Annotated in this window: 17 protein-coding genes and 1 riboswitch; of the genes, 3 read left to right on the forward strand and 14 right to left on the reverse strand. The window is 73.0% G+C overall.

Annotated elements, in window-relative coordinates:
- Positions 1-2550, forward strand: coding sequence for an ABC transporter permease (locus tag SCATT_RS09815; protein WP_014142852.1), 2550 nt, complete (start codon positions 1-3; stop codon positions 2548-2550).
- Between the two features lie 72 nt (positions 2551-2622).
- Here SCATT_RS09815 and SCATT_RS09820 read toward each other — a convergent pair whose 3' ends face one another.
- Together SCATT_RS09820 and SCATT_RS09825 are read right to left on the reverse strand one after the other, a co-directional pair.
- A complete protein-coding gene (locus tag SCATT_RS09820; protein WP_014142853.1) occupies positions 2623-3948 on the reverse strand; it encodes an SAM-dependent methyltransferase in 1326 nt (441 codons plus the stop codon).
- Positions 3949-4139: 191 nt separating this feature from the next.
- Positions 4140-5516 carry an NAD(P)/FAD-dependent oxidoreductase gene (locus SCATT_RS09825; RefSeq protein ID WP_014142854.1) on the reverse strand — a complete coding sequence of 459 codons (1377 nt, stop codon included), beginning with the start codon at positions 5514-5516 and terminating at the stop codon, positions 4140-4142.
- A gap of 406 nt (positions 5517-5922) precedes the next feature.
- Between SCATT_RS09825 and SCATT_RS09830 the strand changes: the two genes are divergently transcribed.
- Together SCATT_RS09830 and SCATT_RS09835 are read left to right on the forward strand one after the other, a co-directional pair.
- Positions 5923-6195 (forward strand): type II toxin-antitoxin system Phd/YefM family antitoxin, encoded by a 273-nt coding sequence (locus SCATT_RS09830; RefSeq protein WP_014142855.1) that lies wholly within the window; start codon positions 5923-5925, stop codon positions 6193-6195.
- 47 nt (positions 6196-6242) lie between these two features.
- Entirely contained in the window at positions 6243-6461 is a 219-nt protein-coding gene (locus SCATT_RS09835) for a type II toxin-antitoxin system RelE family toxin (protein ID WP_042507563.1), read from the forward strand.
- A gap of 28 nt (positions 6462-6489) precedes the next feature.
- Here the strand turns inward: SCATT_RS09835 and SCATT_RS09840 are convergent, their stop codons facing one another.
- The 12 genes from SCATT_RS09840 to mfd form a co-directional block, all read right to left on the reverse strand.
- Entirely contained in the window at positions 6490-7443 is a 954-nt protein-coding gene (locus SCATT_RS09840) for a Ppx/GppA phosphatase family protein (RefSeq protein WP_014142857.1), read from the reverse strand.
- On the reverse strand, positions 7440-7979 hold the full coding sequence (locus SCATT_RS09845; RefSeq protein ID WP_014142858.1) for a DUF501 domain-containing protein: 540 nt from the start codon (positions 7977-7979) through the stop codon (positions 7440-7442). The genes SCATT_RS09840 and SCATT_RS09845 overlap by 4 nt, the downstream gene beginning before the upstream one ends.
- 51 nt (positions 7980-8030) lie before the next feature.
- Positions 8031-8501 carry an FtsB family cell division protein gene (locus SCATT_RS09850; protein WP_014142859.1) on the reverse strand — a complete coding sequence of 157 codons (471 nt, stop codon included), beginning with the start codon at positions 8499-8501 and terminating at the stop codon, positions 8031-8033.
- 118 nt (positions 8502-8619) lie between these two features.
- Positions 8620-9903, reverse strand: a complete 1284-nt coding sequence (eno, locus tag SCATT_RS09855; protein ID WP_014142860.1) for a phosphopyruvate hydratase — start codon at positions 9901-9903, stop codon at positions 8620-8622.
- Positions 9904-10121: 218 nt separating this feature from the next.
- Positions 10122-10796 carry a LysM peptidoglycan-binding domain-containing protein gene (locus SCATT_RS09860; protein ID WP_014142861.1) on the reverse strand — a complete coding sequence of 225 codons (675 nt, stop codon included), beginning with the start codon at positions 10794-10796 and terminating at the stop codon, positions 10122-10124.
- 5 nt (positions 10797-10801) lie between these two features.
- A riboswitch (cyclic di-AMP (ydaO/yuaA leader) is annotated at positions 10802-10984 on the reverse strand.
- 254 nt (positions 10985-11238) lie between these two features.
- Positions 11239-12246 (reverse strand): LysM peptidoglycan-binding domain-containing protein, encoded by a 1008-nt coding sequence (locus SCATT_RS09865; RefSeq protein ID WP_014142863.1) that lies wholly within the window; start codon positions 12244-12246, stop codon positions 11239-11241.
- 110 nt (positions 12247-12356) lie between these two features.
- On the reverse strand, positions 12357-13643 hold the full coding sequence (locus SCATT_RS09870; RefSeq protein ID WP_014142864.1) for a cytochrome P450 family protein: 1287 nt from the start codon (positions 13641-13643) through the stop codon (positions 12357-12359).
- 42 nt (positions 13644-13685) lie between these two features.
- Positions 13686-14381 carry an endonuclease V gene (locus SCATT_RS09875; protein WP_014142865.1) on the reverse strand — a complete coding sequence of 232 codons (696 nt, stop codon included), beginning with the start codon at positions 14379-14381 and terminating at the stop codon, positions 13686-13688.
- Positions 14382-15089: 708 nt separating this feature from the next.
- Positions 15090-15434 carry a DUF6479 family protein gene (locus SCATT_RS09880; RefSeq protein WP_014142867.1) on the reverse strand — a complete coding sequence of 115 codons (345 nt, stop codon included), beginning with the start codon at positions 15432-15434 and terminating at the stop codon, positions 15090-15092.
- Between the two features lie 54 nt (positions 15435-15488).
- Positions 15489-16481 carry a nucleoside triphosphate pyrophosphohydrolase gene (locus tag SCATT_RS09885; protein ID WP_014142868.1) on the reverse strand — a complete coding sequence of 331 codons (993 nt, stop codon included), beginning with the start codon at positions 16479-16481 and terminating at the stop codon, positions 15489-15491.
- Positions 16482-16538: 57 nt separating this feature from the next.
- Positions 16539-17195: a SurA N-terminal domain-containing protein gene (locus SCATT_RS09890; RefSeq protein ID WP_014142869.1), complete on the reverse strand. Its 657-nt coding sequence runs from the start codon at positions 17193-17195 to the stop codon at positions 16539-16541.
- A 165-nt stretch (positions 17196-17360) separates the two neighbouring features.
- A complete protein-coding gene (mfd, locus tag SCATT_RS09895) occupies positions 17361-20963 on the reverse strand; it encodes a transcription-repair coupling factor (protein WP_014142870.1) in 3603 nt (1200 codons plus the stop codon).
- Positions 20964-21192 lie beyond the last annotated feature (229 nt).

The raw sequence follows: 21192 nt of genomic DNA on the forward strand, positions 1-21192 counted from the left end.
ATGCTCCGCACCGCCGTGCGCAACGTCCTCGCGCACAAGGCCAGACTCCTGATGACCGTCCTCGCCGTGCTGCTCGGCGTCGCGTTCGTCTCCGGCACCCTCGTCTTCACCGACACCCTCGGCACCGCCTACAAGAAGCAGGCGTCCAAGAGCTACGACGACGTGGCCGTCGCCATCACCAGCCACGGCGCGGACGGCCCGCCCGGCAAGGACGGCAAGCCGTCCGACCCCGGCCTGAGCGCCCGCACCCTGGACCGCATCGCCCACCTGCCCGGGGTGGCCTCCGCCACCGGCCGGGTCAACGGCTTCGCCGGGGTCGCCGACGCCAAGGGCAAGCTGATCGGCAACGGCTGGTCCAACACCGGCGCCAACTTCGCCCCCGGCAAGGACGGCAAGGACCCGCGCTACCACTTCACCACCGGCGCTCCCCCGGCCCGCACCGGCGAGGTGGCGCTCGACTCGGCCACCGCCGCCAAGGGCGGCTACCACGTGGGCGACCCGGCCCGGGTGGCCACCAACGGCCCGGTGAAGACCTACACCGTCACCGGGATCTTCACCACCGACGACGGCGCGGTCAGCGCCGGCGGCTCGCTGGTCCTCTTCGACACCGCCAGCGCGCAGCGGCTCTACCTGTCCCCCGGCTACTTCCAGGACATCACCGTCACCGCCGCCCCCGGCACCTCCGAACAGCGCGTGCTCGCCGAGGTGACCCCGCTGCTGCCCAAGGACTCCGCCGAGGCGCACACCGGCAAGCAACTCGCCGACGACCAGGCCAAGTCGATCGAGCGGGAGTTCAGCTCGCTCAGCACGATGCTGCTGGCCTTCGCCGGCATCGCGCTCTTCGTCGGGATCTTCCTGATCGCCAACACCTTCAGCATGCTGGTGGCGCAGCGCACCAAGGAGCTGGCGCTGCTGCGGGCGCTGGGCGCCGGGCGCGGCCAGGTGGAGCGTTCGGTGCTCGCCGAGGCGCTGATCGTGGGCGTGGTCGCCTCGGCCGCCGGCTTCGCGGCCGGGGTCGGCATCGCGGTCGCGCTGCGCTCGGCGATGGGCTCCTTCGGGGCCAAGGTGCCGGCCGGCCCGCTGATGGTGGCGCCGTCCACGGTGCTGACCGCGTTCCTGGTGGGTGTGCTGGTCACCGTGGTGGCGGCGCTGATCCCCGCGGTACGCGCCTCCCGGGTGCCGCCGGTGGCCGCGATGAGCAACGCCGAACTGCCCGCCAAGCGCAAGTCGTTGGTGGTCCGCAACGTCATCGGGGCGCTGGTCGCCGCGATCGGCGTGGGCCTGATCGCGCTGGGCGCCGCCACCGGCGGCAGCAGCGGGCGCTGGTCGATCGCGGGCGGCGGGTTCTTCCTGCTGATCGGCGTGATCATGCTGACCCCGCTGCTCTCCCAGCCGGTGCTGAGCGCGGTACGGCCGCTGCTGGCCAAGGTGTTCGGGGTCTCCGGCAACCTGGCCGCCCGCAACGCCCGCCGCAACCCGCGCCGTACCGCCGCCACCGCCTCCGCGCTGGCCATCGGGCTCACCCTGATCACCGGCCTGTCGGTGCTGGGCGTCTCGCTGGGCCGCTCGATCGACAAGTCGACGGTGGACAGCCTCAGCGCCGACTACATGGTCAAGATGGCCAACGGCATGCCGCTGGACGCCTCGGTGGCCGACGAGGTCGCCAAGGTGCCCGGGGTGACCGCCACCACCGCGCTGGAGGCCGCCTACTTCGACGTGGACGGCAAGTTCAGCGCGATCAGCGCCGCCGACCCCGGCACGCTGACCAAGACGGTGCGGATCGGCATGGTGACCGGCTCCGCCTCGGCGCTGGCCGACGGCAAGATCCTGGTCGAGGAGCGGACCGCGCACAACCGCGGCTGGAAGGTGGGCGACGCGGTCCAGGCCCGCTTCCCGGACGGCCGCCACGGCGAACTCACCGTCGGCGGCACCTTCCACGACAACCTGGTGCTCTCCCCGATCGTGCTCCCCGCGGGCATGCTCGCCCCGCACGTCGACAAGGCGGAGATCCCGCAGGTGCTGGTGAGGACCGCGGGCGGCGCCAGCGACCGGACCGCCCAGGCCATCACCGACGGCCTCGGTGACAACCCGTCCATCACCGTGATCGACCGCCAGGGCATCCGCGACAGCTACGGCGGCATGATCAACTCCATGCTGGAGATCATGTACGGGCTGCTGGGCATGTCGCTGGTGATCGCGGTCCTCGGGGTGGTCAACACGCTGGCCATGTCGGTCTTCGAACGCCGCCGCGAGCTGGGCATGCTGCGCGCGATCGGCCTGGACCGGCGCCAGGTGAAGAGCATGATCCGCCAGGAGGCGGTGGTGATCTCGCTGTTCGGCGCGGTCACCGGGGTCGTCCTCGGCCTCTTCCTGGCCTGGGCGATCGGCAGCACCCTCGCCGGCGACGTGCCCGGGTACGTGATGGTGCTGCCGTGGACCCGGATGCTGGTCTTCCTGGCGCTGGCCGCGCTGGTCGGGGTGCTCGCCGCGGTCTGGCCGGCCCGGCGGGCGGCCCGGCTGGACATCCTCCAGGCCATCAAGACCGAGTAGCGCCCGGCCCGCGGAGCCCCAGGGGTGCCCGTTCCCGGTGGAACGGGCACCCCTGACGGTTTCCCGGGACGGTCAGGCGCCGCCGCCCAGCCACGCGGTACGGGTGCCGGGCATCCCCGAGGCGCCGCCGGCCTCGGTGCGTACCGCGAGCACCTGGTTGACGCCGATCCGGTTGTGCTCGAAGGCGAGCGCGGAGGCCGCCATGTACAGCCGCCACACCCGCGCCCGGCCCGGGCCGGCCAGCCGTACCGCCTCCGGCCAGTGGCGCTCCAGGTTGGCCACCCAGGCGCGCAGGGTCAGGGCGTAGTGCTCGCGCAGCGCCTCGACGTCACGCACCTCGAACCCGGCGTCCTCCAGCAGCCCCACGGTGGTGCCGATCGGCGCGAGTTCGCCGTCGGGGAAGACGTAGCGGTCGATGAACTCGTCCACCCGGTAGGCGTCCTCGTGGACCAGCGGTCGGCGGGCGATCTGGTGGTTGAGCAGCCGGCCGCCCGGCCGCAGCAGCCCGTACAGGGTGGCGGCGTACGCCTTGTACTGCGCCGAGCCGACGTGTTCGGCCATGCCGATGGAGGAGATGGCGTCGAAGGGGCCGTCGTCGATCTCGCGGTAGTCCTGGACGCGGATCTCCACCCGGTCGGTGAGCCCGGCGTCGGCGACCCGCTTGCGGGCGTAGGCGGCCTGCTCGGTGGAGAGGGTGACCCCGACCGCCCGCACCCCGTACTCCTGGGCGGCGTGCAGCACCATCGAGCCCCAGCCGCAGCCCACGTCCAGCAGGCGCTGGTCGGCGGTGAGCGAGAGCTTGCGGCAGATCAGGTCGAGCTTGCCGCGCTGGGCGTCCTCCAGCGTGCCGTCCGGGTCGGCCCAGTAGGCGCAGGAGTAGACCATGGAGGGGCCGAGCACGCGCTCGTAGAAGTCGTTGCCCACGTCGTAGTGGTGGCTGATGGCCTGCCGGTCGCGGCGCAGGGTGTGGCGGGCGCCGCCGCGCCGCGGGGCCTCCTCGGCGGGGGGCGCCGGGGGCAGTCCGGGGCCGGCCAGGGCGATCGCCCGACGGGCCATCCGGCGCACCGAGGGGTCGGCCAGCGAGCGGACCGCGGACAGCTTGCCGAGGGTGCCGCGCGGGGCCTGTTCGCCGCGCTCCCAGATCATCCCGGAGAGCAGGTCCAGCGCCTGGTAGAGGTCGCCCTCGACCTCCAGGTCACCGGCCACCCAGGCGCGGGCCAGACCCAGCTCGCCCGGCTTCCACAGCAGCCGGCGCAGCGCGCGCCGGCTGCGGATCACCAGTGCCGGCGCCTCCGGCGGACCCGCCTCGCTGCCGTCCCAGGCGCGGACACGTACCGGGAGCCGCGCCCCCAGGGCCTCCTCGGCCAGCGTGACAAGCCGTCCGGCTGCGTCGGACATGTGCAAACCTCCGTGCTGGTGCGTCACCCGACAGGGCCTTGCAGCAGGAAGAACAGCGGAGAGAGGGGTTCGTAGTCCCGAAACAGCTAGCCAATACCACGTTCGGGCGGCGCGCGAACGCGCCGAGGGCGCCCGCCCCACGGATGGCGGACGCCCTCGGCGCTTCGAGTCTCCTCGCTGCTGACGCAGCGTCAGGAAGCCTTGGCCTTCTCCCCTTCGGCCGGCGCGGCGGCCTTGGCGGCGGCAGCGGCCGTCACCGGCGCGGCGGCCTCGTAGAACTCGCCGCGCGGGTTCTCCAGCGCGCCGAGCGCCACGACGTCGCGCTTGAGGAAGACCGCCAGCGTCCAGTCGGCGAGCACCCGGAACTTGCGGTTGAAGGTCGGCACCGCCATGCCGTGGTAGCCACGGTGGCAGTACCAGGCCAGCCGGCCCTTGAGCTTGATCTTGCCGAAGAGCAGGGCGACGCCCTTGTGGAGGCCGAGGCCGGCCACCGCGCCCATGTTCTTGTGCTTGTACTCGTGCTGCGGGAAGCCGCGCATGCCCGAGACCACGTTGTCGCCGAGCACCTTGGCCTGGCGCAGCGCGTGCTGGGCGTTGGGCGGGCACCAGGCGCCCTCACCGGCCGCCAGGTCGGGCACCTGGGCGTTGTCGCCGGCCGCCCAGACGTAGTCCATGCCCTTGACCTGGAGGGTGGGCAGGGTGTCGACGTGGCCGCGCGGACCGAGCGGCAGGCCGAAGTCGGCCAGCGCCGGGTTGGGCTTGACGCCCGCGGTCCACACGATGGTGGAGGCGTCGACCTCGAGCCCGTTGGCGAGCACCACGTGCTTGTCGACGCAGGACTTCATGGAGGTCTCGAGGTAGATCTCGATGCCCCGCTCACGCAGGTGCTCCAGGCCCCACTTGCCCAGCTCCGGACCGACCTCGGGCAGGATGCGGTTGGCCGCCTCGACGAGGATGAACCGCATGTCCTCGCGCTTGACGTTGGTGTAGTACTTGCACGCGTCGCGGGCCATGTCCTCGACCTCGCCGATGGTCTCCGCACCGGCGAAGCCGCCGCCCACGAAGACGAAGGTCAGCGCCTTGCGGCGGACCTCCTCATCGGTGGTGGAGTCGGCCAGGTCGAGCTGCTCCAGCACGTGGTTGCGCAGGTCCACGGCCTCTTCCACGCCCTTCATGCCGATGCCGTTCTCGGCCAGGCCGGGGATCGGGAAGGTACGGGAGACGGCGCCGAGCGCCACGACGAGGTAGTCGAAGGGCAGCTCGTAGGCCTCGCCGACCGGCGGCTCGATGACGGCCACCTTGCGGTCCTGGTCGACCGAGGTGACGCGGCCGGTCAGCACCTCGGCCTTGGGCAGCACGCGTCGCAGCGGGACCACGACGTGGCGCGGCGAGATGCTGCCGGCGGCAGTTTCGGGGAGGAAGGGCTGGTACGTCATGTATGAACGCGGGTCGACGACCGTGACGGTCGCCTCGGCGTACCGCATCTTCTTCAGAATGCGACGCGCCGCGTACAGGCCGACATATCCGCCGCCTACGACGAGGATCCGTGGACGCTCCGTGGTGCTCATGCAACGAGTATCCAGCACGCCCCGGGGCACCCTTCGTGAGCCCCTTCACAAGGTTCACCGGCCCCTCTGCTACACTGCGCGATTTCGTGATCGACGCCACAGTTCGATCAGGGAACCCATGATCCCCGCGAGGCGTTGAGCGCCCCCATGAGCAGCCACGATCCCCCGTCGGCGCCGACGCCCGCGATCCCCGCCCGCCGCGCCACGCGATCCCGCGCTCCGACCCACCCCCCGCCCGGACCCGGCAACCCCTAACCGGCAGCCCCGCAGGGCGACTTCTTCATGTGAAGAAATTCACGAAGTTTTCCCCGGGGAGGCCCGCCGAGGCGGCGTCGGAGGGCCCTGGAAGGTTGGATTCCGCCCGGTTCGGGGGGTGGGCCGGGGAGTCCACCGCGACACTGGCGTCATGTCCGAGAACACCGTGACGGTACGAGAAGCCCGCGCGCACCTCGCGGACCACGTCGACCGGGCCGAGGAAGGCACTCCGACGGTCATCACGCGCAACGGCGCTCCGGTGGCGGCGGTCGTTCCGATCGCGGACTTCGAAGCGCTGGAGGAAGCGGCCGACGTCCTGCTGGCACGCGAAGCGGAAGCGGTCCTGACCGAGGCGGGGCCGACCGTGACGATGACGGAGCTGCTGGCGGGCCTGTTCGCCGAGCGCGACGGTGACACCGCGTAACGTACGCTTTCCGCTTCGCCGCGGCGGCACGGCGGCAGCTCCGAGCCATCAGCCGGCCCGATGCCATGCGCATCCTGACCGCACTGACCGCGCTCGGCGACGATCCCTACCGCGAGGACGCCGACGTCAAGAAGCTCACCGGCCCGTCAGGGCTCTACCGGCTCCGAGTCGGCAACTACCGGGTCGCCTACCAGATCAACGACGGCGAACTCGTCATCCTCGTCGTCAAGTCGGGCGCCCGGCGGGACGTCCACCGCAACCTGTGACGTCCCGCCCCGGCACCGGATCCGGTCCTCAGCGGGAGTCGGTCGCCGCGTACCAGGCGATCCCGTCCAGGATGTCGTGCTCGCTCACCATGACCTCCGTCGCCCCGAGGCGTTCCATGATGGTCAGCAGGACCAGGGCGCCGGCGCCGATGACGTCGGTGCGGCCGGGGTGGAGGACGGGGATGGCGGCGCGTTGGGCGTGGGTGGTGGTCAGGAGGTGGTGGGTGACGGAGCGGACCTGGTCGAGGGTGAGGCGGGAGTGATGGATGGCGGTGGAGTCGTAGGCGGTCAGGCCGAGGGCGATGGCGGCGACGGTGGTGACCGAGCCGGCGAGGCCGACCAGGGTGCGGGCGCGCTCCAGGGGGACGGAGGCGGCCACCGTGTCGAGGGCGGACTCGACGTCGGCCCTTATCGCGGCGATCTGGGCGGGCGTGGGCGGATCGGTGACCCGGCCGTCGTGGACCAGGTGGCGTTCGGTCATCCGCACGCAGCCGACGTCCACCGAGCGGGCCGCCTCCACGGCGTCGGTCCCCACCACGAACTCGGTGGAGCCGCCGCCGATATCGACGACCAGGTAGGGCGGGGCCAGATCCTGACGACCCATCAGTTCCTTGGTGGCCCCGGTGAAGGAGAACGCGGCCTCCTGGTCGCCGGTGATCACCTCGGGTTCGACGCCCAGGATGCCGACCACGCCGCGGGTGAACTCCTCGCGGTTCTCGGCGTCCCGGGAGGCCGAGGTGGCCACGAAACGCACCCGTTCGGCGCCGAGGCCGGCGATGACGTCGGCGTAGCGGCGGCAGGCGGCGAAGGTGCGCTCCAGCGCCTCGGGGGCCAGCCGCCCGGTGCGGTCCACGTCCTGGCCGAGCCGGACGATCTCCATCCGGCGGTCGAGGTCGGTGATGGCCCCGGTGGCCAGGTCGGCGTCGGCGACCAGCAGCCGGATGGAGTTGGTGCCGCAGTCGACCGCGGCGACCCTGGTCACGCGTCCTCCCCGGCACCGTCGGACGGGCACCCCGCGCAGGGGCCCTTGCGCCACCATTCCGGCAGCATCGCGATCGCCTCGTCGCCCAGCGGGTTGACGCCGGGGCCGGCCGCCAGCGAGTGGGCGACCAGCACGTGCAGGCACTTGACCCGGTCGGGCATGCCGCCGGCGCTGGGGAAGCCGGCCAGCACCTCGACGGCGTCCCGGCGGGCGATGTAGTCCTCGTGGGCGGCGCGGTAGGCGGCGGCCAGCTCCGGGTCCTCGGCGAGCCGGGCCGTCATCTCCTTCATCACGCCGTCGGCCTCCAGGGTGCCGATGGCGGAGGCGGCCCGCGGGCAGGTCAGGTAGTACAGCGTCGGGAACGGCGTGCCGTCCGGCAGCCGGGGCGCGGTCTCCACCACGTCCGGCAGCCCGCACGGACAGCGGTGCGCGACGCTTCGCAGACCGCGCGGCACACGGCCGAGCTGCTCGCCGATGGCGGCGACGTCGGCCTCGGTGGGCGGGGACGGTTCGGTGCGGGGCGGAGGGTTTTCCATGGGGCTTTCTCGTCGGGGTGCGGGCGGGACGGGGGTGGGGCAACGCGCCGGTCAGCGGCGGGCGTCGGAGGAGTTCACCCCGTCCCACAGGTTGTCGTACCAGGGCCGGTCGGTCGCGCCGGACGGGTCCGAGCCGTGCCGGGCGGCGCCGTCCCCGGGCAGCCCGGGCAGCACGTAACCGGTCTCGCCGGGCATGACGTAGTGCAGGTGCTCACGCGCCTGGGACTTGACGAACTCCGGGTCCGACCAACGGGCCTTGGCCTCCCGCAGCCGGTCCACCTCGCGGCGCTGTGCCTCGGCCTGCCGACGCTGGTCGGCGATTTGGGCGCGCTGGGCGACGTACTGACGGGTCGGATAGGCGAGCGCCACCACCAGCGCGCACACGGTGAGCGCCAGCAGCGCGGCGCGGCCGGTGAGCTTGCCGCGCCTCGGCCGCCGGCCGGTGGCCCGGTAGACGCGGGCCTGTGCCTGCTGGCCCAGGGCCTTCAGCCTCGCCGCGGTGGAGAACCGATCCGCCGCCACGCCGTCTCCCCTCGCCGTTGGCCCCGCCGGGCTCGCTGGTGTCCCCGCACACGGTACGGGACCGGGTGCGGGGACCTGTGCAGCGGGACGCGCCGGATGACCGGGGCGCGGACGCCGGTTACTGGTTGCGGAAGCGCGGGAAGGCGCTGCGGCCGGCGTAGACCGCGGCGTCGTCCAGGATCTCCTCGATGCGCAGCAACTGGTTGTACTTGGCGACGCGGTCGGAACGGGCCGGGGCACCGGTCTTGATCTGGCCGCAGTTGGTGGCCACGGCCAGGTCGGCGATGGTGACGTCCTCGGTCTCGCCGGAGCGGTGCGACATCATGCACTTGTAGCCGCTGCGCTGGGCCAGCTCGACGGCGTCCAGCGTCTCGGTGAGCGAGCCGATCTGGTTGACCTTCACCAGCAGCGCGTTGGCGGTGTTGCTGTCGATGCCGCGCTGGAGGCGCTCGGGGTTGGTGACGAACAGGTCGTCACCGACGAGCTGGACCTTGTCGCCGAGCTGGTCGGTGATGGTCTTCCAGCCGTCCCAGTCCTCCTCGTGCAGCGGGTCCTCGATGGAGACCAGCGGGTAGGCGTCGACCAGCTCGCCGTAGTAGGCGCTCATCTCGGCGGCGGTGCGCTCCTTGCCCTCGAAGACGTAGACGCCCTCCTTGTAGAACTCGGAGGCGGCGACGTCCAGGGCGAGCGCGATGTCCTGGCCGGGCTGGAAGCCGGCCTTCTTGATGGCCTCCACGATCAGGTCGAGGGCGGCCCGGTTGGACTCCAGGTCGGGCGCGAAGCCGCCCTCGTCGCCGAGGCCGGTGGACAGGCCGCGCTCCTTGAGGACGCCCTTGAGCGCGTGGTACGTCTCGGCACCCCAGCGCAGCGCCTCGGAGAACGACTCGGCGCCGATCGGCGCGATCATGAACTCCTGGATGTCCACGTTGGAGTCGGCGTGGGCGCCGCCGTTGAGGATGTTCATCATCGGCACCGGCAGCACGTGCGCGTTGGGGCCGCCGATGTAGCGGAAGAGCGGCAGGTCGGACGCCTCGGAGGCGGCGTGCGCCACGGCCAGGGAGACGCCGAGGATGGCGTTGGCGCCCAGCGAGGACTTGTCGGGGGTGGCGTCCAGGTCGAGCATCGCCTGGTCGATCAGGCGCTGCTCGGTGGCGTCGTAGCCGACCAGCTCCGGACCGATCTGCTCGATGACGGCGAGGACGGCCTTCTCGACGCCCTTGCCCCCGTAGCGCGCCTTGTCACCGTCGCGGAGTTCGAGGGCCTCGAAGGCGCCGGTGGAGGCGCCGGACGGAACGGCGGCACGACCGGTGCTGCCGTCGTCGAGGCCGACCTCGACCTCGACGGTGGGGTTGCCTCGCGAGTCGAGGATTTCCCGGGCTACGACGACGTCGATGGACGGCACGAGCATCTCCTTTGGGATGTGTGTCTTGCTCTGCGCCATGAGCCTAACCGGCGCGGGGCCCGGCCCGGCCCGACGGTCCGGACGCCGGGCCGAAAATGCCCCGGCCGGACACGCTCGGGGGAAGGCGTGTCCGGCCGGGGAGACGGGGACGGGCGCTCGGCGCGCCCTGGCCCGGCGCGGGCCGCCCCCGTTACCGGGGGTGCCCGGGCCGGCCCTGGTCAGCGCAGGTGCAGGTGCTGACCGGGGAAGATGAGGTTGGCGTCCTTGACGACGTCCTTGTTGAGGTCGAAGAGCTTCTGCCAGCCACCGGCGACCTGGTGGTCGGCGGCGATCTTCGACAGGGTGTCGCCGGCCTGGACGGTGTACTCACCGGTGCCGCGCTGCACCGGGGCGGCCGGGGCGGCGTGCCGCGGGGCGTGGCGGTGCTGGGTGGGGGCCGGGGCGGCGGGCTTGGCCGGCTTGACGGCGTCGGTCTGCGCCGAGGCGGCGTTGCCGGAGCCGGCGGTGTCGACCGCCGGAGCGGGGCCGCCGGAGGTCAGCGGACCGGCGTAGGCGCACTGCCAGGCGCCCGGGCCCTGCATCTTCAGCAGCTGCTCGGCGACGGCGATCTGCTGGTCCTTGGTGGCGTAGTCGGCACGCGAGGCGTACTTCAGACCGCCGGCGGCGGCCCAGCTGGACGGCGAGAACTGCAGGCCGCCGTAGTGGCCGTTGCCACCGGTGTCGTGGTTGGACCAGTTGCCGCTGGACTCGCACTGGGCGACGCGGTCCCACACGGAGACCGAGGCGGCGGAGGCGGAGGTGGCGCTCAGCAGCGGAGCGGCGACGGCGGCGCCGGCGACACCGGCGAACGTGGCGATGCGAACGGCCTTGGAGGCACGACGGTGCTTGCCCATGGGGAAGTGATCCTCACCGACGCCTACGAGGTGAGCTGTCGGGTGCGGGCCGAGTGAGTGCCCGGTCGGTGCCGTGGTGGCACGCGACTTAACCCCAAGCCGGGCCGTGCGGCGGGGCGTTGGGCCCGTACCGTCCGGTCCGGCGGAGAACCTGGGTCCCCCGCTCCTGCCTACGGCGCTCTCGCGTCGACTGTTCCCGTCGGTGGGCGGCAGGACTCGGCGTTCCCGACCGACAGGGCTCGCGGTGGCGAGCGGTGAAGACCATAAGCACAGCCCCGCCGGGCCCGGCAACCACGGCCGGGTTCCCGGCCAGGGCCCCGGCTAGGACCGCGACGGGGACGAAAACGCAGGTCGACGGCGGTGCGCTCAAGATCGGCAACGGTCGGACGGGGGCGCCGGCCGGGAGAGTTATGTCACAGCCGGACGCCCCCTTACCCGGGGTTCAGTGACCGAGGGTGAGGTGCTGTCCGGGCAGGATCAGGTCGGGGTCGGAGCCCACCACGGACTTGTTGGCGTCGTACAGCGCCGGCCAGCCGCCCGTCACGGAGTGGTCGGTGGCGATCTGGGAGAGGTTGTCCCCGGGCCGGACGGTGTAGGCGGCGGACGTGTCGCCCTGCCGCGGCACGGTGGGGCGGGCGTGGGAGCCGCCGCGGGAGGTCTCGTCGTCGCCGCCGCGGTCACCGGTGGCGGGGGCGGAGGGGGTCTCCTGCGGGGCCTGCGCGGTGGTGTCGGGGACCGGGGGCTTGGCGTGGCGGCCGGTGGGGGTGGGGCTGCCGGAGGGGGTGGTGGTGGGGCTGCCGGCCGACGGGGTCGGGGAGGCGGAGGACGAGGCGGTGCCCGACGGGGTCGGGGAGGCCGACGGGGTGCCGGAGGGCGCGGTGGAGGCCGAGGCCGACGGTGTCGGGGAGGAGGCCGAGGAAGAGGAGGAGGGGGCGGACGGGCCGGTGTCCGGGCCGGTGTCCTGCGGGCCGTCGGAGGGGCGGGCCGGCGGGTCGTCGTGGGTGCGGGTGGTGCCGGAGGCGGTGCCGTCCCCGGTCTGCGGGACGCCGGGGTCGACGGCGGCGGGGGCGCCGCCCTGGGTCAGCCCCGCGTCGGCGGCGCAGTCCTGCCAGGCGGAGACGCCGCGGGCGGCGAGGATCTTCTCGGCCACGGCTATCTGCTGCTGCCGGCTGGCCAGGTCGGGCTGGGGCGCGTACGACAGGCCGCCGTACTGCTCCCACTCGGACTGGGTCAGCAGCAGCCCGCCGTAGTAGCCGTTGCCGGTGTCGGCGCTCCACGCGCCGCCGCTCTCGCACTGGGCGACCCGGTCCCAGGTGCCGGTGGACGCGGCCTGGGCGCCACCGGAGGCCAGCAGCGGCAGTGTCATCCCGGCCCCTGCGACCCCGGCGGCCACGACGATTCTGGGCGCCTGCCGCGGCTTTCGGTGCTGGCCGTTACCGGACCTGAGCATGGAGTGCCTTTCTCCGACGTCACGGACGACCGCAGAGCGTAGCGTCGTTCGGTGGCGGTTACGGGGGGATGTAGTGGAGATCACGCGACGGTCACGTTACTGACGAGTCGTCAGTTGACCTTGTTCGCACCGGTATCGGCCGAGCGGTCCGGCTCCGGGGTGAACGTCACCGGGAGTTCCCGCAGACCGCGCATGATCAGCCCGCCACGCCACCGCAACTCCCCTTCCGGCACCGCGAGTTGGAGGTCGGGCAGCCGGGTCAGCAGGGTGGCCAGCGCGGTCCTGCCCTCCAGCCGGGCCAGCGGGGCGCCCAGGCAGTAGTGGATGCCGTGGCCGAAGCCCAGGTGCGGGTTGTCCCGGCGGGCCAGGTCGAGGGTGTCGGGCCGGTCGAACCGCGCCGGGTCCCGGTCGGCGGCGGCCAGCACCACCAGCACCGGCTCCCCCGTGCCGATCCGCCGGCCGCCGATGGTCAGCGGCTCGGTGGCGAACCGCCAGGTCGCCAGCTCCACCGGCCCGTCGTACCGCAGCAGCTCCTCGACCCCGGTGTCCAGCACCGCCGTCTCCCCCGCCGCCAGCGCGTCGGTGAGCACCCGGCGCTGCCCCGGGTCGCGCAGCAGGGCGTAGGTGCCGTTGCCGATCAGGTTCACGGTGGTCTCGAAACCGGCGAACAGCAGGATGAACGCCATCGCGGCGGCCTCGTTCTCGGTCAGGTGCTCCCCGTGGTCACTGGCCCGGATCAGCCCCGAGATCAGGTCGTCGCCGAGCGCGGCCCGCTTGCGGTGGATGAGTTCCAGCAGGTAGGCGCGCATCCGTTTGACCGCCCGGGCGACCCCGCCGCGCGGCCCGCCGCCGTGCCGGATCATCGTCCCCGCCCAGTCCCGGAAATCGTCCTGGTCCTCGGCGGGCACCCCCAACAGGTCGCAGATGGCGTAGATCGGCAGCGGAAAGGCGAACTCGTGGATGAGGTCCGCCGACCCCCGCCCGGCGAAGCCGTCGATCAGCCGGTCGGTCAGCGCCTGCACCCGCGGCGCGAACTCCGCCACCCGCCGCGGCGTGAACGCCTTCGACACCAGCCGCCGCAACCGGGTGTGGTCGGGCGGATCGATGTTGAGCAGATGCGTCATGAGATCCGCGCTCCGCTCCCCCGGGATCCCAACCTTCCCCTTGGCGTGCGCCCGCTCGCTGTGGTGCACCGGGTTCTTCGACAGCCGGGCGTCCGCCAGCGCCTGCCGCGCGTCGGCGTACCGCGTCACCAGCCACGCGTTCACCCCACTGGGCAGCGTGGTCCGGTGCACCGGGGAGTTCTCCCGCAGCCACGCGTACGAGGGGTAGGGGTCGGCTGCGAACTCCCAGCTGAACAGGGACGGCGAAGGGGCGGCGGGCTCGTGGTCGTGCACGCCTCGACGGTAGCCGGTGGCCCGGCGCGCCCGGCGCCCGCGTCAGCGCCGCGGGGACCGGCCCAGCAGGGTGTCGCGGCTGAGGCGGTCGGCGCGGCGGGTGGTCTCGGGGAGGCGGTAGGAGGGGGCGAGGGCCAGCACGTGACGGCAGGCGGTGTCGAGGTCGATGCCGTGGCCCACGGAGACGTAGACGGGCTTGACGCCGTCCTGGGTGCGCAGCGCGCGGCCGACGGTCTCGCCGTCGTCCACGAGGTCGGCCTGCGCGCCGCGCCCGGACCCGAGGGCGGCCGGGTCGTAGCGGCCGACGAACGGGGTCTTGGCGACGCCGGCCGACGGGATGCCGGTGAGCAGCCCGAGGTGGCAGGCGAGTCCGAAACGGCGCGGGTGCGCCAGCCCGTGCCCGTCGCACAGCAGCAGCTCCGGGACCGACTCCAGGCGGTTCAACGCCTCGACGAGAACGGGGATTTCGCGGAAGGCGAACAGTCCCGGCACGTACGGGAAGGTGGCCACGCCCTGGGCCGTGGCCTGCTCGACGACGTCCAGCGTGGCGGTGTCCAGCACCACGACCCCGGCCGCGACGCGGTCCGACCCCTCGGCGTAGGCCACGTCCACCCCGGCGACCAGCCTCGGGCGGATCGGGCCCGGCCCGAGGCGGTCCACGTGGTCGCGGAGGCGTTCCTGGAGGCACAGGGCGTCGGCCTCGGTCCGAGGCCACGGCTCGTCAAGCGTGAAGCGCACACCCCATTCTGTCGCCCCCGCGGGTTCGCTCGCGCTGGCGGTCAGCCATTACCTCCCCGGGTTCCCCCGATCCCCCGTCTCGTCGTGGCTGACGTCACAGCTGTTTCCCCCCGCCCACCCGTGGCTGTGTTCGTACAGTGCGGGATGCGCACTGTCTGCCTGGGTTCCCGGGGGCCCTCCGGGGTGACTCCTCGCTCCACGCATCGTCTTCGGCTCTCCGCCGGTCCGCTGGGTCGCTGCGGGGACACCCCTGCACGCCCCCGTTCCGCATCGTTCCGCGCTGCGGCACGGGGTGGGTAAGAAAGGAGATCGGGGTCACCCCAACCTCCTCACTCACCCCCACCCGCGAAGAGAGGCACCCGCCAACGGACAGAAGGGGGTGTGCCGGGGGTGTCCCCGCAGCGACCCAGCGGGGCGGCCGAAAGCCGACAACGAAACCTGGAGCGAGGAGTCACCCCCGGCGCGCCCCCGACCCCGCACCGGCAATAGGCGAACCCACCCCGTGCCGAACCAAACCAAAAACCCACCCCCACCACCCACCAGACAGGGGCGAACGGGGGCCACCCCGGCAACCCGAACCGGGCGAACCGGCCACCACTGCATGGCCGGCCCAGCCGTGAGGGGCGGGGATACGGGGCCACCCCGGAAACCTGGAGCGGGCGAACCGGCCACCGCGTGATGGCCGGCCAAGCCGTGGGGGGCGGGGGGTTAGGTGCGGGGGCCGGGGTAGTCGCGGAATTCTTGGGGGCGGCGGCGACGGCCGTCGCGGGGGACCTCTTCGGCGGGCCGGGAGACGTCCTCGTACCCGCTCTCCACCTCGGGCGAGCGCTGCTCGACCGAGGTGGGCTCCCCGTACTGCTCACGCGTCCGCCACGCCGCCCCCCTCGGCTGCGGCGTCTGCGGCGGCACCGGCTCCTTCTCCCGCCTGCGACGCCCGTAGTGGAGCGCCAGGAAGCCCAGCGCGATGACGATGACGACGCCCACCACGAAGGGTCCGACGCCGACCAGCAGATCCTTGGTGACGGCTAGGTCCGTGCTCGGTGACCGCATCATGAGGCTCGGGTACCCGGCCGGCGGCGGATCACTCGGGCGGGGGCGGGCCCCCTGTCACTCGGGCCGGGCGGCGGCCTCCGCCGACCGGACCGCCGCGCGGTAGCGGCGGGCGGCGGCCCGCAGCGCGGACTCCGGGTCCACGCCCTGCCGTTCGGCGAGCGCGGCCAGGGCGAGCAGCCGGTCGCCGAGGTCGGCGTCGTCGGCGGGGGGCGGGGGCACGTCGAGGCCGGCGGCGCGTACCCGGCCGGCCAGTTTGGCCGCGAGGGCGAGGGCGGGCTGGTCGAGCGGGACGCCCTCGGTGACCGAGGAACGCCGTTTCTCGGCGGCCTTGGTGCGCAGCCAGTGCTCCTTGACCTCCTCCGGGGTGTGCGCGGTCTCGGTGCCGAAGACGTGCGGATGGCGGCGGATCAACTTGTCGACCAGCGCCCCGGCCACGTCGTCGATGGAGAACGGCTCCTCGGGGTCGTCCTGCGCGATGCGGGCGTGGAAGACCACCTGGAGCAGGACGTCGCCCAGTTCTTCCAGGTAGGCGGCGCGGTCGCCGTCCTCGATCGCCTCGACGAGTTCGTACGCCTCCTCGATGAGGTACTTCACCAGGCCCTCGCCGGTGCGGGTGCCGCTCCACGGGCATTCGGCGCGGATGCGGTCCATCACCTGGACGAGGTCGAGCAGCCGGGCCCCGGGCAGGTCGTAGGAGGCGGGGAGGAGTTCCAGGTCGGGCATGCGCAGCCGGCCGGAGCCGGCCAGCCGGGCCAGTTCGTCGGTGAGCGCGGGGTCGCCGTCGGCCGCCGGTATCACCAGCACCGTGCGGCCTCCGGCGGCGCGGTCCACCAGTTCGCGGCCGGAGGGCGCCGCGTGCTCCACGGTGATCCCGGCCTCCCGCAGATACGGCAGTTGCGGGTGGCCGGGGTCGGGGCACAGGACCTCGTCGGCCGAGCGCAGGGCCTGCCAGGCGGGCCAGGAGAGCAGTCCGGGGGCCACCCGGTGGCTGGTGGTGAGGAGCACCAGACGGCCGGGGCCGGCGGTGGGGGCAACGGTGTCGGTCACCCCTCGAACGTACCCCGGACCTGTGACAACGCCACGCGGCCGGCCCCCGGACCGGCGTCAGCCCTGGAGGCTCACCGATCCCGGGGCGGGGGTCAGCGCCTTGCGCACCCACGGTTCGGTGGCGGTGCCCAGCGACAGGGTCTGGGCGTGCCACGTCCCGTAGCGCGGGTTGACGTCGATGCCGAGCCGCGCGGAGGTCTTGGCCAGCGACTTGGTGAGCGCGGCCTGGCCGTCCGGGGAGTTGAGGTCGACGCCCTGCCGGTGGGCGAGGGCCTGCGCCTCGGCCTGGACCCGGTAGAAGTCGTCGATCTGGCCGGGGGCGACGGCGTACTGCTGGAGGAGTTGTTCGCGCAGCGCGGTCGGGCCGCCCGCCTGCTGTTCCGCGGTGGCCCGCAGTTCCTGGACCTGGCGCCGGGTGACGGTGATCCCGGCGTCGCGGGCGGCCCGGTCGAGCACCCGGTCGAAGAGCATGGAGCCGAGGGTGGCCCGGCTCAGGTCACCGGTGGCCTGCCCGAGCTGGGCGGTCCGGCCGGCGCCGCCCTCGGCGTCGCGTACCGCCTCGACCCGGGCCTGGAGGGCGGAGACCGGGATCTTCTCGCCGCCGACCACCGCAGCCGCACCCGGGTGCGCGGTGCCGCAGGAGGTGAGCAGCGGTGTGGCGGCCAGCAGCGCTGCGGCGGTCACGGAGAGCGTGGCGGTACGGCGGCGGACCATGGAGCCTCCCGGCGGTTGATCGAGCGGTACGTGCATCGACCTGGCGCTGATCGAGAATAAGGACTCGCGGCCTGTGATATCCACAACTCCGCGACACTCCGCACAACGACGTCCCGCCCGCCCGGTGTCGCCCGGCTCCGTGGGCGTACCGGGCGGGCGGCCGCGTCAGGTGCCGATCACCGAGGTCAGGAACTCCGCCGTCCACTGGAGCAGTTCCCGGCCGACCACCGGCTTGCCGCCGATCGTGCCGGTGGACGGACGCGGCACCAGCACCTGCTTGGCGGCGGGCTTGAGGACGCTGCGCGGGTGGAGCCGCTTGAGGCGCAGCTCCTGCGACTCGCGCAACTCCACCGGCCCGAAGCGGATGTTGGAGCCCTGCAGGGTGATGTCGGTGACCCCGACCCGGCGGGCCAGCAGCCGCAGGCCGGCCACGAGCAGCAGGTTCTCCACCGGCTCGGGCAACTTGCCGTACCGGTCGGCGAGTTCCTCCCGTACCGAGGCGATGTCCTCCTCGGAGTTGACGGCCGCGATGGCGCGGTAGGCCTGGAGGCGCAGCTGCTCGCCGGGGGCGTAGTCGTGCGGGACGTGGGCGTCGACCGGCAGCTCGATCTTGACCTCCAGCGGCGCCTCCTCCTCGGCGCCCGCCCCGGACTCCAGCGCCGCCCGGTAGTCGGCGACCGCCTCGCCGACCATGCGCACGTACAGGTCGAAGCCGACCCCGGCGATGTGGCCGGACTGCTCACCGCCGAGCAGGTTTCCGGCGCCGCGGATCTCCAGGTCCTTCATGGCCACGTACATGCCCGCGCCCATCTCGGTGTGCTGGGCGATGGTGGCCAGCCGCTCGTGGGCGGTCTCGGTGAGCGGCTTCTCCGGCGGGTACAGGAAGTAGGCGTAGCCGCGTTCCCGGCCCCGGCCGACCCGGCCGCGCAGCTGGTGGAGCTGGCTGAGGCCGAAGTTGTCGCCGCGTTCGACGATGAGCGTGTTGGCGTTGGAGATGTCGATGCCGGACTCCACGATCGTGGTGGAGACCAGCACGTCGAACTTCTTCTCCCAGAAGTCCACCACGACCTGTTCCAGCGCCGTTTCGGACATCTGGCCGTGCGCGGTGGCGATCCGCGCCTCGGGGACGATCTCCCGCAGCCGGGCGGCGGCCCGGTCGATGGACTCCACCCGGTTGTGGATGTAGAAGACCTGGCCCTCGCGGAGCAGTTCACGCCGGATGGCGGCGCCGATCTGCTTCTCCTCGTAGGGGCCGACGAAGGTGAGCACCGGGTGGCGCTCCTCCGGCGGGGTGGTGATGGTGGACATCTCGCGGATCCCGGTGACCGCCATCTCCAGGGTGCGCGGGATCGGGGTGGCCGACATGGTGAGCACGTCCACGTTGGCCCGCAGCTTCTTCAGCTGCTCCTTGTGCTCGACGCCGAAGCGCTGCTCCTCGTCGACGATGACCAGCCCGAGGTCCTTGAACCGGGTCTCGGAGGAGAACAGCCGGTGGGTGCCGATCACCAGGTCGACCGAGCCATCCCGCAGCCCTTCCAGCACGGCCTTGGCCTCGGTGTCGGTCTGGAACCGGGAGAGCGCCTTGACCACCACCGGGAACTGCGCGTACCGCTCGGTGAAGGTGGAGTAGTGCTGCTGCACCAGCAGCGTGGTGGGCACCAGCACGGCGGCCTGCTTGCCGTCCTGCACCGCCTTGAACGCCGCCCGCACCGCGATCTCGGTCTTGCCGTAGCCGACGTCGCCGCAGATCAGCCGGTCCATCGGGACCGACTTCTCCATGTCCTCCTTGACCTCGGCGATGGTGGTGAGCTGGTCGGGGGTCTCGGCGTACGGGAAGGCGTCCTCCAGCTCACGCTGCCAGGGGGTGTCCGGGCCGAAGGCGTGGCCGGGGGCGGCCATCCGCGCCGAGTACAGCTTGATCAGGTCGGCGGCGATCTCCTTGACCGCCTTCTTGGCGCGGGCCTTGGTCTTCGTCCAGTCGGCGCCGCCGAGCCGGTGCAGGGTGGGGGCCTCGCCGCCCACGTACTTGGTGATCTGCTCCAGCTGGTCGGTGGGGACGAAGAGCCGGTCGCCGGGCTGGCCGCGCTTGGCGGGGGCGTACTCCACCAGCAGGTATTCGCGGGTGGCGCCCTGCACGGTGCGCTGGACCATCTCCACGTACCGGCCCACGCCGTGCTGCTCGTGCACGATGTAGTCGCCGGGCTGGAGGGTGAGCGGGTCGATGGTCTTGCGGCGCCGGGACGGCATCCGGCCCATGTCCTTGCTGGCCGACTTCTGGCCGGACAGGTCGGTCTCGGTGAGGACGGCCAGCTTCAGGGCGGGGGCGACGAAGCCGTGTTCCACCGAGCCGCAGGCCACGTGGACCACGGAGGGCTCGGGGGCGGCGGTCAGCTCGACGTCGAGGCGGGCGGCGATGCCCTCGCCGCCGAGCACCTCGACGGTGCGGGAGGCCGGGCCGTGGCCCTCGGTGACGTAGACCGTGCGCCAGCCGTCGGCGAGCCAGCCCTTGGTGTCGGCGAGGGCGCGGGCGCTGTCGCCCCGGTAGGTCTCGGGGGCGTGCAGGCCCAGCCGCAGGGTGTCGCCGTCGTCCTCGTCGGCCTCGGCGTCGGCGGAGAACTGGCTCACCGACCACCACGGGGTGCCGGTCCCGCGGGCGTGGTCGCGTACGTCGGCCAGCGACCACAGGGAGGCGGCGCCCAGGTCGATCGGAGCCTCCCCGCCCGCCCGTCGCCCACCACCACCCTTGCCGGAACGGGCTTCGCCCGTGCTGGATGACATCGCGGTGGCCGCCCAGGACGCCTCCAGGAACTCGCGGCTGGTGGCCACCAGGTCGGCGGCGCGGGTACGGACCCGTTCCGGGTCGCAGGCGACGACCACGCTGCCGGCCGGCATCACGTCCAGCAGCAGCTCCATGTCGTCCACCAGGACCGGGGCGAGGGACTCCATGCCCTCGACGGCGATGCCCTCGGCGATCTTGCCGAGGAGTTCGCCGAGTTCGGGGTGGTCCTCGGCGAGCGCGGCGGCGCGGCGGCGCACCTCGTCGGTGAGCAGCAGCTCACGGCAGGGCGGCGCCCACAGGCCGTGTTCGGCCACCTCCAGGCTGCGCTGGTCGGCGACCTTGAAGTAGCGGATCTCCTCGACGTCGTCGCCCCAGAACTCCACCCGCAGCGGATGTTCCTCGGTGGGCGGGAAGACGTCCAGGATGCCGCCGCGCACCGCGAACTCGCCGCGCTTCTCCACCAGCTCCACGCGGGCGTACGCGGCGGCGGCCAGCGCGTCCACCACCTGCCCCAGGTCGGCCCGCTGCCCGCTGCGCAGGCTCACCGGGACCAGGTCGCCGAGCCCCTTGACCTGCGGCTGGAGCACCGAGCGGACCGGGGCGACGACCACCTTGACCGGGCCGGCCGCCGGGTCGTCCGCGCTGGGGTGGGCGAGCCTGCGCAGCACCGCGAGGCGGCGCCCGACGGTGTCGGAACGTGGTGAGAGGCGTTCGTGCGGCAGCGTCTCCCAGGCCGGGAACTCCACCACCGAGTCGGGCGGCAGCAACGAGCGCAGCGCGGCCGTCAGATCCTCGGCCTCGCGGCCGGTGGCGGTCACCGCGAGCAGCGGCCGGCCACTGCTCGCGGCGAGCGCGGCCAGCGCGAAGGGCTGCGCGCCCGGCGGCCCCACCAGGTCCAGACGGCTCCGGTTGCCGCCGCGCGCGGCCTCGGCCGCCTCGGCCAGCGCCGGATCCTCGATGACGACGTCAAGCAGACCGGACAGGCTCATGGATGCATTCCGTCCCGAAGATGTCCAAGGTGTCCCGAAGGCGGACAACGCGAATCGCCCGGCACGAACGCACGGGCCGGGTGTGGATTCCAGCCTACGGCCCCGTACCGACAACGGCCCCCGGGTCCGCCCCGCCCCCGCGGGTACCCGCCCACGGCTCGCGGATCACCCCCACCCGGCGGGGCGGACGGAAGCCGGCAACGGACACCCGCCGCGTCCTCGCTCCCCG

This window comes from Streptantibioticus cattleyicolor NRRL 8057 = DSM 46488 (assembly GCF_000240165.1).
GTDB lineage: Bacteria > Actinomycetota > Actinomycetes > Streptomycetales > Streptomycetaceae > Streptantibioticus > Streptantibioticus cattleyicolor.